At 52.5% G+C, this 14,021-nt stretch carries 11 protein-coding genes; 5 read left to right on the top strand and 6 right to left on the bottom strand.

Translation table 11 applies throughout. From position 1 onward, the window contains the following. Nucleotides 1-16 precede the first annotated feature (16 nt). The 3 genes from J7619_RS30740 to J7619_RS30750 form a co-directional block, all read right to left on the bottom strand. Nucleotides 17-3,265 (bottom strand): TonB-dependent receptor, encoded by a 3,249-nt coding sequence (locus J7619_RS30740; protein WP_291208289.1) that lies wholly within the window; start codon nucleotides 3,263-3,265, stop codon nucleotides 17-19. Nucleotides 3,266-3,456: 191 nt separating this feature from the next. Further along, a complete protein-coding gene (locus J7619_RS30745; RefSeq protein WP_291208291.1) occupies nucleotides 3,457-4,473 on the bottom strand; it encodes a FecR family protein in 1,017 nt (338 codons plus the stop codon). Nucleotides 4,474-4,582: 109 nt separating this feature from the next. Continuing rightward, nucleotides 4,583-5,194, bottom strand: coding sequence for an RNA polymerase sigma factor (locus tag J7619_RS30750; RefSeq protein ID WP_291208293.1), 612 nt, complete (start codon nucleotides 5,192-5,194; stop codon nucleotides 4,583-4,585). Between the two features lie 248 nt (nucleotides 5,195-5,442). Between J7619_RS30750 and J7619_RS30755 the strand changes: the two genes are divergently transcribed. Next, nucleotides 5,443-6,480, top strand: a complete 1,038-nt coding sequence (locus tag J7619_RS30755) for an alpha/beta fold hydrolase (RefSeq protein WP_291208295.1) — start codon at nucleotides 5,443-5,445, stop codon at nucleotides 6,478-6,480. A 12-nt stretch (nucleotides 6,481-6,492) separates the two neighbouring features. Here J7619_RS30755 and J7619_RS30760 read toward each other — a convergent pair whose 3' ends face one another. Further along, nucleotides 6,493-7,146 carry a glycosyl hydrolase family 28 protein gene (locus tag J7619_RS30760; RefSeq protein ID WP_291208297.1) on the bottom strand — a complete coding sequence of 218 codons (654 nt, stop codon included), beginning with the start codon at nucleotides 7,144-7,146 and terminating at the stop codon, nucleotides 6,493-6,495. 210 nt (nucleotides 7,147-7,356) lie between these two features. Here J7619_RS30760 and J7619_RS30765 point away from each other — a divergent pair, with 210 nt between their 5' ends. Next, nucleotides 7,357-7,674 carry a hypothetical protein gene (locus J7619_RS30765; RefSeq protein WP_291208299.1) on the top strand — a complete coding sequence of 106 codons (318 nt, stop codon included), beginning with the start codon at nucleotides 7,357-7,359 and terminating at the stop codon, nucleotides 7,672-7,674. Between the two features lies 1 nt (nucleotide 7,675). Here the strand turns inward: J7619_RS30765 and J7619_RS30770 are convergent, their stop codons facing one another. Further along, nucleotides 7,676-8,596, bottom strand: coding sequence for an AraC family transcriptional regulator (locus tag J7619_RS30770; protein WP_291208302.1), 921 nt, complete (start codon nucleotides 8,594-8,596; stop codon nucleotides 7,676-7,678). Between the two features lie 328 nt (nucleotides 8,597-8,924). Here J7619_RS30770 and J7619_RS30775 point away from each other — a divergent pair, with 328 nt between their 5' ends. After that, nucleotides 8,925-11,981: a sensor histidine kinase gene (locus tag J7619_RS30775; protein WP_291208305.1), complete on the top strand. Its 3,057-nt coding sequence runs from the start codon at nucleotides 8,925-8,927 to the stop codon at nucleotides 11,979-11,981. Next, nucleotides 11,978-12,607 (top strand): response regulator transcription factor, encoded by a 630-nt coding sequence (locus J7619_RS30780; protein ID WP_291208308.1) that lies wholly within the window; start codon nucleotides 11,978-11,980, stop codon nucleotides 12,605-12,607. The genes J7619_RS30775 and J7619_RS30780 overlap by 4 nt, the downstream gene beginning before the upstream one ends. Here the strand turns inward: J7619_RS30780 and J7619_RS30785 are convergent. Continuing rightward, on the bottom strand, nucleotides 12,600-12,956 hold the full coding sequence (locus tag J7619_RS30785; RefSeq protein WP_090154390.1) for a helix-turn-helix domain-containing protein: 357 nt from the start codon (nucleotides 12,954-12,956) through the stop codon (nucleotides 12,600-12,602). The genes J7619_RS30780 and J7619_RS30785 overlap by 8 nt on opposite strands. A 104-nt stretch (nucleotides 12,957-13,060) precedes the next feature. Between J7619_RS30785 and J7619_RS30790 the strand changes: the two genes are divergently transcribed. Next, nucleotides 13,061-13,813 (top strand): SDR family NAD(P)-dependent oxidoreductase, encoded by a 753-nt coding sequence (locus tag J7619_RS30790; RefSeq protein ID WP_291208312.1) that lies wholly within the window; start codon nucleotides 13,061-13,063, stop codon nucleotides 13,811-13,813. Nucleotides 13,814-14,021 lie beyond the last annotated feature (208 nt).

Below are 14,021 nucleotides of genomic sequence, written 5' to 3' on the forward strand. Positions count from 1 at the left end.
GTCATGTCGATGTTGGTTAAAAGCGCACGTTCAGGCCGATGGTGTTGGTTTTGAACAGCGGATAAGTGCCCTGGTCCCCCTTCGTTTCCGGGTCGATGATTTTCAGTTTGGTCAAAGTCAGCGGGTTTTGCGCATTCACATACACGCGCACGCCGCGAATGTGCAAGCGGCTGGTTAGCGAGGTTGGCAGGTTGTAACCCAGCTGCACATATTTCACGCGGGCAAATGCACCGTTCGCCTTCCAGAAATCGGACTGCAGGCCGTTGTTACCGGGGGCGGTCAGCAGCCTGGGAAAGCGGGCGTTGGTATTTTCGGGCGTCCAGTAATCGCGATGCCAATTCAGAGGCGTGCCGCCTTCGCCGGAAACATTCAAAGGTAATGCGATCCGGCTGGAATAGAATACCGGCACTTTGCCCGTACCGGTCACCAGCACCTCGAAATCAATATTTCTGACTTTCAGGGAAAAATTACCGAAATAGGTCGACACCGGGTCTACCGAGCCCAGCGCCACGCGGTCGTCGTTGCTGATCACCCCGTCGCCGTTCATATCGGCATAGCGAACGTCGCCCACACCCTGCCCGGAGATGATGGGGACATTTGCATCCATATCCGCCTGTTGGATCAGCCCCAGGCTTCTGTACCCGTAGTATTCCGAAATCGCCCGGCCTTTTTGCCTGATCTTGTTGTCGTCGATGATAGGCGTTTCCTGCGACAGTTTCAGCCATTCCGAGGTATTCCGCGAATAGCCAAGATTCAGGCTGAAATTGATGTGGTCCGTCAGGGACCTGTTATAGCCCGCTTTCAACTCCCAGCCGCGATTGACGACACTGCCTATATTGATCGGTCCCGGGAGCAATGCCGAGGTAAGCGTCGGTTGCGGGTTCAGGATCAGGTCCGTGGTTTTCTTGTTGTACCAGTCAAAAGTAAAGTCGAGCCTGCGGCCAAACAGGCTGAGATCGGCACCGATGTCGAGGATCCCCACTTTTTCCCAGGTAATATCCGGGTTGCCGATGGAGTTTTCCGTACCATTTGACGTGTTCACCGTGGACTGGTAGCGGTAAGGCGTGATATTGTTGTTACCGAGCATCCCGTAAGAGCCGCGCAGTTTCAGTTGGCTCACCACACGAAGCTCTTTCATAAAGCCCTCGTTGCTCACGTTCCAGCCTGCCGCCAGCGAAGGAAAATTCCCCCATTTCCTTTTCGGAGCAAACAGCGAAGAGCCATCCCGGCGCATCCCGGCTTCGAGCAGGTATTTATCCTTGAAACTATAATAAGCTTTCCCAAATGCAGATAGCAGTCCGATTTCCTGCCAGGCGTCCGCATTGTTCATCTCCCGTGAAAAACCGGCAATGATATTCACCCGGTGATCCCCGAAGTTCTTGTTGTAATCGAGGTTACCGCCTGCATAATAATAGCTCGAACGGTTGGTGGGCCCGGCCGATTTGATCGTCCCATAATCCCAGCCCGCCTTTTCACCGGTGAAGTAGTCGAAGAATACGAATGACTCCCGGTTGACTTTGTCGGCGCCGGAAGAAACGCGGTAGCTGAACTGCCCCTTTACCGTCAGATCCCTCGAAACATCCCATTTCGGACGAAGGTTAATGAGGACCTCGTCGCGGATCCGCTGCATGGTACCACCCTTTTCGATCTGCGCGAGCGGGTTCCAGCTTTCACCATAGGTTCCATAGTAGCTGTAACCAGGCCGGTCGGGCTTTTCGGGGTATTTAGACATGATATTCGGCGGTGCGGTGTAAATCCAGTTCAGCAGCCGCCCACTTTCGCCTCCGTAGGCGTAGGGCTGCAACTGGTCGTCGCGCGAGGCGAACAGGTCCATAAATACCACCACATTCTTGCGCAGGTCGATACTCGTGTTCGCCCGGACGTTTGCCCGGTTGAAAGTGGAGTTTTGAAGCATCCCGTCCTGTTTCATGTAATTGGCAGCCAGCGAAAACCGCGCCGAATTGTTCCCGCCCGACACCTGCAAACCATGCTGCTGGATCATCGAATTGGACTTCATCAGCAACCGGCCCCAGTTGGTATCGGGGTTGCGCAGCGGCTCCACGCCATTCCGGGTGTTGCTGATCACCTCCTGCGAATAAGTCGGATCGCCGCCGGTATTCTTGCGGGCCTCGTTCACCATTTCCATGTAGGTGGCCGCGTCCACGAAATCGGGTTTGTACATAGGTGTCTGGTTCCCGTAAAACACATTGTATTGCACGTCCACTTTCCCGGCCACGCCCCGTTTGGTGGTGATCAGGATCACGCCGTTGCCGGCCCGCGCCCCATACACCGATGCCGCAGCAGCATCTTTGAGGATCGAAATGCTCTCGATCGTATTGGGGTCCAGTTTGTTCATGTCAAACGGCACACCATCCACCAGTACCAGCGGCGAAGAACCTAGCAACGAACCCACGCCGCGGATCTTGATCGACGCCGCATCGCCACCGGGTAACCCGGAGCTTTGATTGACATTAATACCCGTAGTACCGCCCTGCAACGCCTGCGAAAGCTGGGTAATGGGCTTGTTGTTGACGTTACTCATCGAAACCGTGCTGACCGAACTGGCCAGGTATTTCACCTTTTGCTCCGAAAAGCCGGTTACCACCACTTCGTTCAATGCCGTAGTGGTTTCGGGCAATGAAATGGTCAGGTTGCGCTCGTTGCCATTCACGACGTACTCCTTGCCGGTAAAACCGACGAAACTGAATACCAGCACATCGCCTATTTGGGTATAAATCTCAAAAAAACCGTCGCTGTCGGTGGTAGCGCCCTTTTGGGTACCCTTAATGATCGCCGTAACGCCGGTCAATGGGCCCGGTGGTTCCTTCTGGTCGAGAATGCGGCCGCGCACAAGGATCGTATCGGCCCGGACGGCCTTTGATTTACCTTTTTCCGGCGTCACATCCCGGCGGATCACAATGCTGTTGCCCATGAGCGCGTAGGAAAGGTGGTACGCCCCCAGCAGCTTCGGCAACACATCGCGCAGCTTCGCATTTCTGGCCCGGAGATTCGTTCTGGGCAGATCGGCGACTTTGCCCGTAAAAACAATATTCACATTCACCTGGGCGGCTATCTCGTCCAGGGCTTCGTTGAGCGTAACATTTTTGAGGTGGATTGTCACGGGCTTTTCCAGCGCCTGCGCATTCGAATCATGGGCAGCAGACAGGGAAGCAGCGCAACAAACAAGGAAGATGACAATAGCGCTGTATCTCATCGCAATAAGAATATAGTGAATCACTTCACCCCTTGGGAGAGATTTTTTCATAATTTTGACAGGTTTAAAATGTAAATCAGCTGGTTGTGCGCGATGCCCTAGACTTCGACCCCTGTGGCACCGGCGCAATTTTGAACTTGCATTTTGGCTCTTTCCCCGGGTTCATGTCCGGGGATTTCTTTTAGGTAATGTGCTCCATAGTTCCGGTTTTAGGTGATTACTTTCATGGTAGTGGTGTGTATCTAAAAACATCCGCCGGTAGTGAGGCGATAGCCCGTTTCCCCTTCCTTTTCGACCCTGCCATTCAATGAAACCGCGAGCATTTCGAGAATGCGGCCGACGGGCTCGGTGTCGTCGAAATCCGCGTGCAGCACGGGACAATCCCGCGACCGGTTGTCCAGGCTGACCGAAACGGCGTACCGGCGTTCCAGTGTCCGTATCACCTCGCGCAGCGGTCTGTTGCGGAATTGCAGCTTGCCTTCCCTCCACGCGGCAAGCGCCCTGGCACCCGGGTAAGGCTGTGCAACGAGCTGGCCGTCCGATTTGCCGTAAACCGCCTGCTGGTCGGGCTGCAAGTCCATCGAGGCTTTGGGTGAACTGACTTTTACCCGGCCGGTGACCACCGAAACCGCGATGGAGGAATCTTCGGGGTATGCTTTGATATTGAAGCTCGTACCCAGCACACGCGTGCGTAATGCGCCCGTACGGATCACAAACGGGTGCGCGGGGTCGCGCGCGACGTCAAAAAACGCCTCGCCCCTCAGGCTCACATTCCGCTCGCTTCCGTTAAAAACGGCGGGATAATCGACCGAGCTGCCGGCATTGAGCCAAAGGTGCGAGCTGTCGGGCAAGACTACCTCCTTCCGTTCCCCGGGCGCTGCGCCCACATGAAGCGTGGCAACAGGCCGTTGCTCTTTTTCGTGGTGCCTGAATAAGTACAGTGCCGCTCCCGCCGAAAATAAAACCAGCAGCCAAATAGCCGCATTCCGGAGGTATGGTGCAATAAGCGGCCTGACGGGCGCACCGTACCCGGGCACGCTAATCCGGCCGGCGAGCGAGGCATACACTTCCTCGACGGCCTGCTTATGCTTCGCTGCGTCGGCATTTTCAGCATCCAGTTGTTGCGCGATGAGCTGGCGCAGTTGCGTTTCATCGTTGCCGGCCCGGAAGTGACCGAGTAGCAAGGCTACTTCGCCGGGCGTGCATTTGTTTTCCAAATAGCGCTTGAACAGCGCTTCTACGGGGTCAGGGTTTTCCAAAGTATTCGCGTTTGTTTCCGCTAATACGTTTGGCGGGAAATTGTCCTCTGCTCGGCTTCGAAAAAAATTTCAGTTTTTTCTTTGATGTATACCAAAATTGAGCCTAAAACTACAAATCAGCACCGATGAACGTGATAATGAGCGAGAGCGCCACGTCGGTCCTGCTGGTGAGATAGGTTTTGATGAAACGGTTGGCTTTTACAATGTGATCGCTGATGGTGGAATGCGAAATACCCAATTGAGCTGAAATTTCCTCGTAGGTTTTGCCTTCAATCTTGCCCAGCACATATACCCGCCTTCGCATTTCGGGCAACTGACCGATCGCCACGTTGATTAGTTCGAGGCTTTCGTTGTAAATGACGGATTCTTCCGAGTGGCTGTATTCTTCTTCAAGCAGGTACAGCAGACTATCCGACAGTTTTTTATCACGGGAAACCTTTCTGAAATGGTCGTAAACCAGGTTCCCGGCGATTTTGTAGAGAAATGACTTAAAAGATTTTTCCGGGTCGATCTGCCCGCGCATCTCCCATATTTTCAGGAAGAGCTCCTGCAAGATTTCCTTCGCCGTATCTTCGGACTTGACAAGGCGCAAAATATTGGCATACAACTTTAGACTATACCTTTCGTAAAGTGCCGTGAATGCCGGCGCATCGCCTTCCGCCAGCCTGCCCAGCAGTATTTTTTCATCCGTTGCCTGCATCTGCATCGATTGTCGCAGCATAATTAGTCCCCGTTCCCGGGTAGCGATGTATACCAAATATGATCTTTTGTAGATAAAACAAGTAAAAATCCGGAAAACTACTATCCTGCCCTGTCGGATACGGCGGGAGAAATGTCTAGTCCGCCCGCAGATTTGTCCGGTTGGGCCAGGTTTCCATTCCTGCGGGGCGGGGATGCCGCTAATTTTGAATCATCCAAACGGGAAATCACCAGGCGGACATTCAACCATCAATCTTAAATATCGCAGAAATGGAAAATAGCCATCAATACAGCCGTCGCAACTTTCTGGGCCTCGCCGCCCTCGCCTTCGCCGCAGCACAAATACTGCCTTCCAAAGCGCTGGCCGGCGGAAAACCCGGCAGCCTGCCCGGTCATTCGGTCAATGCATTTGAAAACATCAAACAAATCGATGCGGGCGTATTGAATATCGGTTACGCCGAAACCGGACCTGCGAGCGGGCAACCGGTGATATTGCTGCACGGCTGGCCTTACGACATCCACAGCTATGCCGAAAGCGCCGAACTGCTCGCCCAGGCGGGTTACCGGGTGATCGTCCCCCATTTGCGCGGCCACGGAACGACCCGCTTCCTTTCGGACAAAACCTTCCGGAATGGCCAGCAAGCCGCCGTGGCGATGGATATTATCGCACTCATGGATGCACTTAAAATCAAACAGGCCATCCTCGGCGGCTTCGACTGGGGTGCGCGTACGGCGAACATTATCGCCTCGCTTTGGCCGGAACGCGTCAAAGGGATGGTGTCGGTGAATGGCTACCTGATCAACAACCTGGAAAGAAACCAGCAGCCGCTGTCGCCGGCAGCCGAATGGGGATGGTGGTACCAGTACTATTTCGCCACCGACCGCGGCCAGAAAGGCTATACTGCCAACTGGTACGACTTCAACAAGCTTATCTGGAAAAATATCTCACCCAAATGGTCTTTCGACCAGGCCACCTACGACCGCTCGGCCGCGTCGTTCAAAAATCCGGATTATGCGGCGATCGTGATCCATAACTACCGCTGGCGGCTGAGCATCGAGCCCGGCGAGAAGCAATACGATGAAATCGAGCAAAAACTCGCAGCCGGACCGGTCATTTCAGTCCCTACGGTGACGCTCGACGGCGATTCGGACGGCGTGGTACCTGCCGGCGACGGCTCGGCATTTGCCCGCAAATCAACCGGCAAGCATGTACACCATGTGGTAAAGGGCGCCGGGCATAACCTGCCGCAGGAGGCACCAAGGGCATTTGCCGATGCCATTATCGAGGCCGATAACCTTGCCAGGTGATTTCAAATTGCCTCACTCCCAGCCTTCCGGTTTTGCCGGAAGGCATTCTGTAAAGCGGATATTTTTGGAATTCTCGCCCTGAACATCCATCCATATCCGTTTTTGAGGTGTTTTAAAAACCACGTTCTCAAAAAGCACATCCCGAACATCCAGCCCACGCAGAATCGAGTCAGTGACCGTAATCGACGCATTCCGGATGGTTACGCCGAGTGCGTCGCTGGCCTTGAAGGTCGTCCGGGCACTTACATCGGCATTTTCAATGAGCAGGTTGGTCGCCGGCGACTCCGGAATGCCGGTAATATCGACAAACGTCCGGGCTTTTTCGACGATGATGTTGCGGGCGGTGATGTTGCTGTACCCAGGCGTGAGCTTATCGACCGGTCGGGCTGGCAGGCGATCCGCCAGCTCACCCACATATTGCCGGCTGCCCAGCATGTCGAATTTCACCGCGTCGCCGCGCAGGATCATGCGTATGCGCTCGTAGGTGAGGTTATCGCCGCCACCGGCACGCGAGCGACGCGTTTTGAAACGCAGGCCCGTATCGGTATCATCGAAAACACAGTCGTGGACGTAGAGGTTACGGATCATCCCGGCCGTTTCACTCCCGCACGTAATGCCCCCGTGCCCCTCGCGGGCGAGGCAATGGCGGTCATGTCTGCCTACCATTGCCAAAATCTTCACCGGGAAGACGAGGGGCGGTGGTAACTACTCTTAAAAAGGAGGTATTTTATCCGGCAGAAAATCCGGGATGTGTTGCTATCGTGGGTTGTCAACAAATGAAATTAATGGAAAGGGAAGGACCGAAGGAAGCAAATACTCGTCGACCATTTTCGCTTCAACAGGACCTACGCCCCCATTCAATTAAAGTCGGCACTATTGGGTCACTACGCGTCATGTCTGCTTCCCGACTTTGCCTCTTTTAAGAACCGGATGGATGAGCCTACCCGGGCAGTAGCGGAATTCCTTCAATCGAAACTACCTCGAAAAACCTCCGATGTCGTCGAATTTCCCCTGAAAAAACTCGCCGAATCCAAGGCATTTGCCGAGCAAGTCAACCAGAAATATTACCGGCATATCGACGGGTGGAGTGTATGGACACAGGATCCGCTACCGGAGGATGAGGAAATCAAAAACTGGCTGATGTCGATGCTGTTGCTGGACGGCAACGCTTATGGCTTCGAGGACATCGATTAACTCAACCCGCATGCTGCTTCCGGTATTCAGCCGGGCTTTGCGTGGTATGTTTTTTGAAATAATTACTGAAATGAGGGGCTTCCAGAAAGCCTAACCGGAGGGCTATTTCCTTGATGGCCAGGGCCGGATCCTGTAACATCACCTTGGCTTCGGCGATGGTTTTATCGGCGATCCAGGCGCTCACGGATTTGCCGGTTTTACTGCTGATCACGCTCGACAAATAATTGACGTGCAAAAATTGCATATCCGCGTAATCCTGCACGCGTAGCGGAACTTCCACCTTTCCGTTGACAAGGTCCCTGAAATGCTGTTCGAGGTTTCTTTTGAAGGTCTTCACGATCTGGGAACTCCTGTTGCCTTCATAAATAGGATTGTAATCCTGAAAGAAATATTCCTTGATTTTCAAAAGCAAAGCGACCATCAAACTCCCGATGATCCGGTTCTTGTAGGGCGAGTTTCCCCGGTGTTCACGGTGTATTTGCTGATAGAGCTGCCGCACGATGGTAAACTGGTCGTCGGACAAAACCCGCGGCTCCACGGTTTCCGTCAGCAGGAAAGAAAAATCCCGGTACACGTCTTCGTGCACGTTTTCCTTTAAATAGGCTTCATTGAATGTGATCAGGCAGGTGTCGGTAATACTATGCCACTCGAAAACACGGTAATTGCCTGGGTTGGTGAAATATACCGTTCCCGGCCTGACTTCAAAAACCTGGTCGTCGATCGTGTACTTGCCAAATGCTTCCTGGATAAACAGGAAACTGAAATAGTTGGGCCTGAATGGTACCGATGTGAATGGAAATTCAGTAAAGGTTTGTTGCAGGAAATGGACGGTGAGGCCCGACGACGCGTCGACCGGGTCGACCGGCAGGCCCATCGTTTCATACAGTTCGGAGAGGTCCTTGACAACCAGGTTGCGTGCCATATGTCAAAAGTAAAAAAAACCGCTCAATAAGTTGAATTTGCATTAAGTGGCATTATTTGTAGTATTAGGGTTACATTATTTTCTTCATGACACATGAGAAAATCTTTTCCGACAGCAAAGCCCTGGCGGCCTGCGGTTTGGGACGCGGCGATCATCTCGCCCAAAAGTATTTGATGGCTTCGATTCCTTGCCGCTATTTTCTCAGACCGAATCCCTAGAAATGTTTTTACAACGAATAGAAATTATTATAAAACTAAGCTATTATTGTATCCTCGAATCCGACCCCAAATTTGTCATTTCTGGACAAGCATTTTTTGTTAACGCGGCTATGAATTTTGCGAGGATTACTACCCTTCTCATTTTCCTCACGGCCACACTCCGGGCATCGGGACAGGAGGTCTCCGATTTCACCGAACAACATTACACAAGTGATAACGGACTGCCGCAAAATAGCGTCATGCAACTTCATAAGGATAAGAATGGCTTCATCTGGATGACGACCCAGGGCGGGCTCGTGCGGTTCGACGGGACGCGTTTCACGACCTACAACCTCGCCAATGTCCCCGAGCTCAAGAGCAACCGCATTATTGAACTCGGCCTGACGGGCGACAGCACCATTCATTTCAAGGATTCCCATTTCAAAGTCTTTTCTTTTGATCAAAACAACCAGACGTTCGTACTGAACCGACACATCAGGAACAGGGCAGTGATTTTGCGGTCCCGGAACGACCAGTTCGACGTGATCCGTAACCTTAACCCCCAGGACCGCCGGCACGTCGAATCGCTTTTCGCCGTTTTAGCAACCGCGTCCTTTTATTATCCGGCCAAGACGCCCGGAGACGGATTTCTGCGCGTGGGTGATGTTCATCTTGTGTACCTGCATCAGAAGAAGGTGTTCTTCAGCAAAACATTCGACTATGGCGCCATGACTTTTGACAGGGCGGGCAAGCTGGATAACAGAATGTATTATTTCGATCAGAAAGGCGGGATACGCTGCACCGATTCCACGGGAAAGGAATATCAGGTACTGTCCAGGATAGCTGGCAGCGGCGCTCCGCTTCTCACGCAGGACGCCCGTCTTTACCAACAGGGTGAACGACTGTTCTTGCATAGTTCGAATACTTTCTATGAATTGCAAGCGCCGAATGCCGAAGAGCTTATTTGCAGACCTGTTCTGAAAACCGGAGATATCGGCAATATCGCTTGCTATCTGAACATCCCGGAAGCTGGTATTCACGTGGTGGGCACTCTGACCAACGGGGTGTATATTTTCAAAAAGAAGTTATTTAAAACCGTCCGCATTGCAGGTTTCAGCAACAATTTTTATAGTCAGCATTTATTTCAAAAGGACCGTCTTCTGACAGAAGCCGGCGTCATATCCCCTACCGGAATATTCTCCGGCGATCCGTTTCCGTTAGCGGTAAGGAGCCCGATCCTGGTGGACCGGGATGGGTATGTCTGGATGAGCAGCCGGAATCAAAAAATAGACCAGCGCAGACCTGATTGGAAGCTGGTCCATAGTTTCTACTGTAACTTCCCAGCGCTAAAGTTCGCCCGGACCCCCGACGGAACTTTCTGGCTCAGTGCAGTTTCCGGGAAACTCGGAAAGGCCCTGGGCGATTCGATTCAATGGCTGGATTTGCCCAAAAACATCAAAGCGTTCCTTCCAATAAATAATACCCAATTCTGGGCGTCGGACGGTTCCGGATTATTCCTGATGGATGTGAAAAGGGGCACTTACAAGGAGTTGCCCGAAATGAAAGGGCAGGAAGTCAGGGCATTGTATTTTGATAAAAAGAAAACGCTCTGGGCCGGAACCTATGGGCAGGGCTTCTACGCGATCCGCAATGGGAAGGCTACCGCATTACCCCTCGACCGCAACAACCATCTGCTTGCCGTGCACACGTTCCTGGAAGACAAGAAGGGATTTATGTGGATGACCACCAATCACGGGCTTTTCAAAGCCAGGACGCAGGACCTCTACGATTACCTCGATGGCAAAATCGCCAGCGTTTTCTATTACTACTACGACAAAAGCAACGGCTTTGCCAACAATGAATTCAATGGAGGCTGCAACCCGTCGTCGGTGGCGTTCCCGGATGGCAAGTTTTCTTTTCCCTCGATGGATGGGCTCGTACAGGTGTATCCCGACAGCATTATTGATATTCTCCCTGATTCCCGGATACAGATCGACAAATTTGTCGTAGACGGGAAAGAACAGCCGTTCAGCGGGGAACTCCGGCTCGCCCCTTCTTTCAATCGCATCGAGATTTTGCTGGCGTCCCCCTATTTCGGGCTGCCCGAAAACCAGTACCTGGAATACAATATCAAAGGCCTCGATAATGAATGGTACCCATTGAGTAACAACCTCACCATCACGCTCAACCGTTTAGGCTATGGTAATTATACGCTGCAAGTCCGGAAAAAGGCGGGCTTCGGGAAGGATAATGTGGGGCTGCTGACCAAGAGTTTTACAGTAGATCCATTCTGGTACCAAACCTGGTATGCGGCGCTTTTTGCGTTTTTCCTGCTGGCGTTTTCCTTTTACGTGGTCGTGAAACTGCGTTATCATTATCTGACGCAGCGGAAAAAGCAGCTTGAAGCACAGGTCCAGGAACGCACCAAACAGCTCGAATACAGCAACCGGCTGAAAGAAAAGATCACGCTTCTGCTCGCGCACGACCTGCAATCGCCGCTGCATTTCCTGAACCTGCTGTCGGATCATGTGACAACGGCGCTGGAAAAAGACCACCTCGACGACGCCAGGACCGGCACCGCCGAAATCAAAAAGGCGGCTACGAATATCCACGCATTTGTCAAGGAAATCAATCTCTGGACCAAGTCGCAGCAGGAAGGCTTCTTCCTTTCCAAGCGCCCCTTTCCGTTCGACGGCCTCGCGGACGAGCTCGGCGAGTTTTTCAAAGAAATGCTTCTTTTAAAAAACAACACACTTGAATTCCTCAATCCGGGCCACCGGGACATCCTCACCAACCGCGAAATCCTGAAAGCTGTGATCCGTAACCTGATCGACAATTCGAACAAATACACGACGGGCGGACATATCAGCGTAGAACTGGACAAACTGGATGACAAATATTTGAGACTTTCGGTTTCAGACAACGGGCGGGGTATGTCGCCTGCCGAACTGAGTAAAATCAACCGGCGCATCGAGAATGTGCTCACCACTGCGGGGATCGAGCAAAGCGGCCGCCTGGGCTATCAGATCATCATCGATTTCGTGGCCCGCCTCGAATGCCAGCTGGAAGTGGAAAGCATTGTCGGCGGGGGAACAACCGTCACTATTTCAGGGCTTTTACCCGCCCAATCTAACAGAACAGACGCTATTTTGACGGACACTGCTCCGCCCAATTTTACCACGTTATGAAAAAGATATTGATTGCCGACGATCATTCCCTGGTTCGGTACGGATTAAGGGTTGCACTGCTCAACCATTTTGCCGATGCGCAGGTGGACGAAGGCTGGAACGGCCAAACGATTATGGCCCAACTGAAAATCAACCAATATGATCTCGTTCTCCTGGATCTGGGCATGCCCGACACCGATCCTATGACCATTTTGCACTGGATCAGAAACTTCCACCCCGATACAAAAGTCCTGATCGTTTCGATGAACAGCGAGACGATTTTTGGAAAAAGGGCCCTGCAAATGGGTGCCCATGGATACATCGAGAAAGATGCTTCGCCCGAAGACCTGATCAAGGCGGTGAACGTCGTGCTGACGGGGAAGAAATACATGAGCGCCGATCTGGCGGATATCATTGTGAACGACTCGCTGAACCACAAGTCGATAAACCCGTTCGATGAACTTACACCCCGGGAGTTTCAGGTGGCGATGTACATCATTCAGGATTACACTATTACCCAAATCAGCGAGCTCATGCAGCTTCAATACACTTCCATAAGCACCTTCCGGCGGCGTATTTTCGAAAAGCTGAATATCGCCGACCGCAAAGGACTTGTACAACTGGCCGACGCCTACAAACTCAATTGAACAGCTTCCGGTGCTTTCCTCCCCACTCGCTGAGCTGCTGAAATATCGGCCCAAACGCCGCCGCCATTTCGGTCAGTTCGTACTCCACGCGGGGAGGCACCTCCGCATACACCGTGCGTTTGACCAGCCCGTCCTGTTCGAGCGCACGGAGCTGTAAGGTCAGCATCCGCTCGGTGATGTAGGGAAACTCTTTTTTCAGCTCGCCAAACCGCATTTTCCCTTTTTCCAGTTTACTGATAATCAAAATTTTCCATCTGCCGCCGATCTTGTTCACGGCATAGGTAAGGTCACATTCCACAATGTACTTTTCATTGCTGGTATAGGTAGAATTTTCTTTTCTGGCAGCCATTACTTACACTTTTGTTAGTACCCTACAATTGGTTGTATAGCATTCAAAAATAGATGCTTCCGGCTACGTTTGCAACCAGTTTTTAACACATTCAAAATACAGTCATGGATTTGCATTTAAAAGGAAAAACGGCAGTCGTAACCGGGGCCAGCCAGGGCATCGGCCGCTCTATTGTAAAGGAATTGGCCAGAGAAGGCGTGCGTGTGTTCGCCACCGCCCGGAATGAGGAGCTGTTGACCAGCCTTCGGGAGGAAGTAGCGGCGGAAACGGGCATTGTACCCGTTGTTTTCGCACAAGATTTTACAGCACCGGATGGCCCGCAGCGCATCGCGCAAGCTGCCCTGGCGGCATTAGGTGAGGTGGATATCCTTATCAACAATGCCGGACAAAGCCGCCCCGTAGCGATCACCGGCCCCGAACAGCCCTGGAATGATTCGATGGCGCTGGATTTCGACCGGCCCCGCCAGCTCACGCAGGAATTACTTCCGCATATGATCGACCGCCGGCAGGGTGTGGTCCTGAACCTGACCAGCACTTATGAGCTCCGTAGCATCAACGTATCGGCAGTAGCCAAAGCCAGCATGGCAGTATGGTCGAAACAACTGGCCGCACAAGTAGGACCATTCAACATTCGGGTCAATACACTGCAACCCGGACTGATCGACACGGCTAACATCCGTCCTTATTTTACGGATGAAGCACGTAAGGCATTTGCCGAAAAAGAAATCCCGCTGGGTGATTTCGGTCAACCGCAGGATATGGCCGATATGGCCGTATTCCTCGTCTCTCCCCGCGCACGTTACGTGACCGGCGCAGCGGTGGTCGTCGACGGTGGTATGCGGCATTATCCTTTTTAGGCAGTCACTTTTGTCTGGCGGACATTATAGCCAATGCCCGCCAGGCAAACAAATGGCAATTATAGAGTTATTTCGTAAACAAGCATCGCGTTCAGGTACAACTAATGATATAGGCACCTGCTAGATTTGACTCGTAGTTTATCCCATTCGAGAACTGGTTTTCAGTAACAATGTCGCCGTTGCGGACACCTCCGGCAGCGGATGGGTT

The organism is Dyadobacter sp., assembly GCF_017744695.1.
Taxonomy (GTDB): domain Bacteria; phylum Bacteroidota; class Bacteroidia; order Cytophagales; family Spirosomataceae; genus Dyadobacter.

Excerpts from the sequence above, each read along its gene's own strand:
- J7619_RS30760 (WP_291208297.1), bottom strand. The coding sequence starts at position 7,146 with ATGGTAGGCAGACATGACCGCCATTGCCTCGCCCGCGAGGGGCACGGG.
- J7619_RS30775 (WP_291208305.1), top strand. The coding sequence starts at position 8,925 with ATGAATTTTGCGAGGATTACTACCCTTCTCATTTTCCTCACGGCCACA.
- J7619_RS30755 (WP_291208295.1), top strand. The coding sequence starts at position 5,443 with ATGGAAAATAGCCATCAATACAGCCGTCGCAACTTTCTGGGCCTCGCC.
- J7619_RS30770 (WP_291208302.1), bottom strand. The coding sequence starts at position 8,596 with ATGGCACGCAACCTGGTTGTCAAGGACCTCTCCGAACTGTATGAAACG.
- J7619_RS30750 (WP_291208293.1), bottom strand. The coding sequence starts at position 5,194 with ATGCTGCGACAATCGATGCAGATGCAGGCAACGGATGAAAAAATACTG.
- J7619_RS30740 (WP_291208289.1), bottom strand. The coding sequence starts at position 3,265 with ATGAAAAAATCTCTCCCAAGGGGTGAAGTGATTCACTATATTCTTATT.
- J7619_RS30785 (WP_090154390.1), bottom strand. The coding sequence starts at position 12,956 with ATGGCTGCCAGAAAAGAAAATTCTACCTATACCAGCAATGAAAAGTAC.
- J7619_RS30790 (WP_291208312.1), top strand. The coding sequence starts at position 13,061 with ATGGATTTGCATTTAAAAGGAAAAACGGCAGTCGTAACCGGGGCCAGC.
- J7619_RS30780 (WP_291208308.1), top strand. The coding sequence starts at position 11,978 with ATGAAAAAGATATTGATTGCCGACGATCATTCCCTGGTTCGGTACGGA.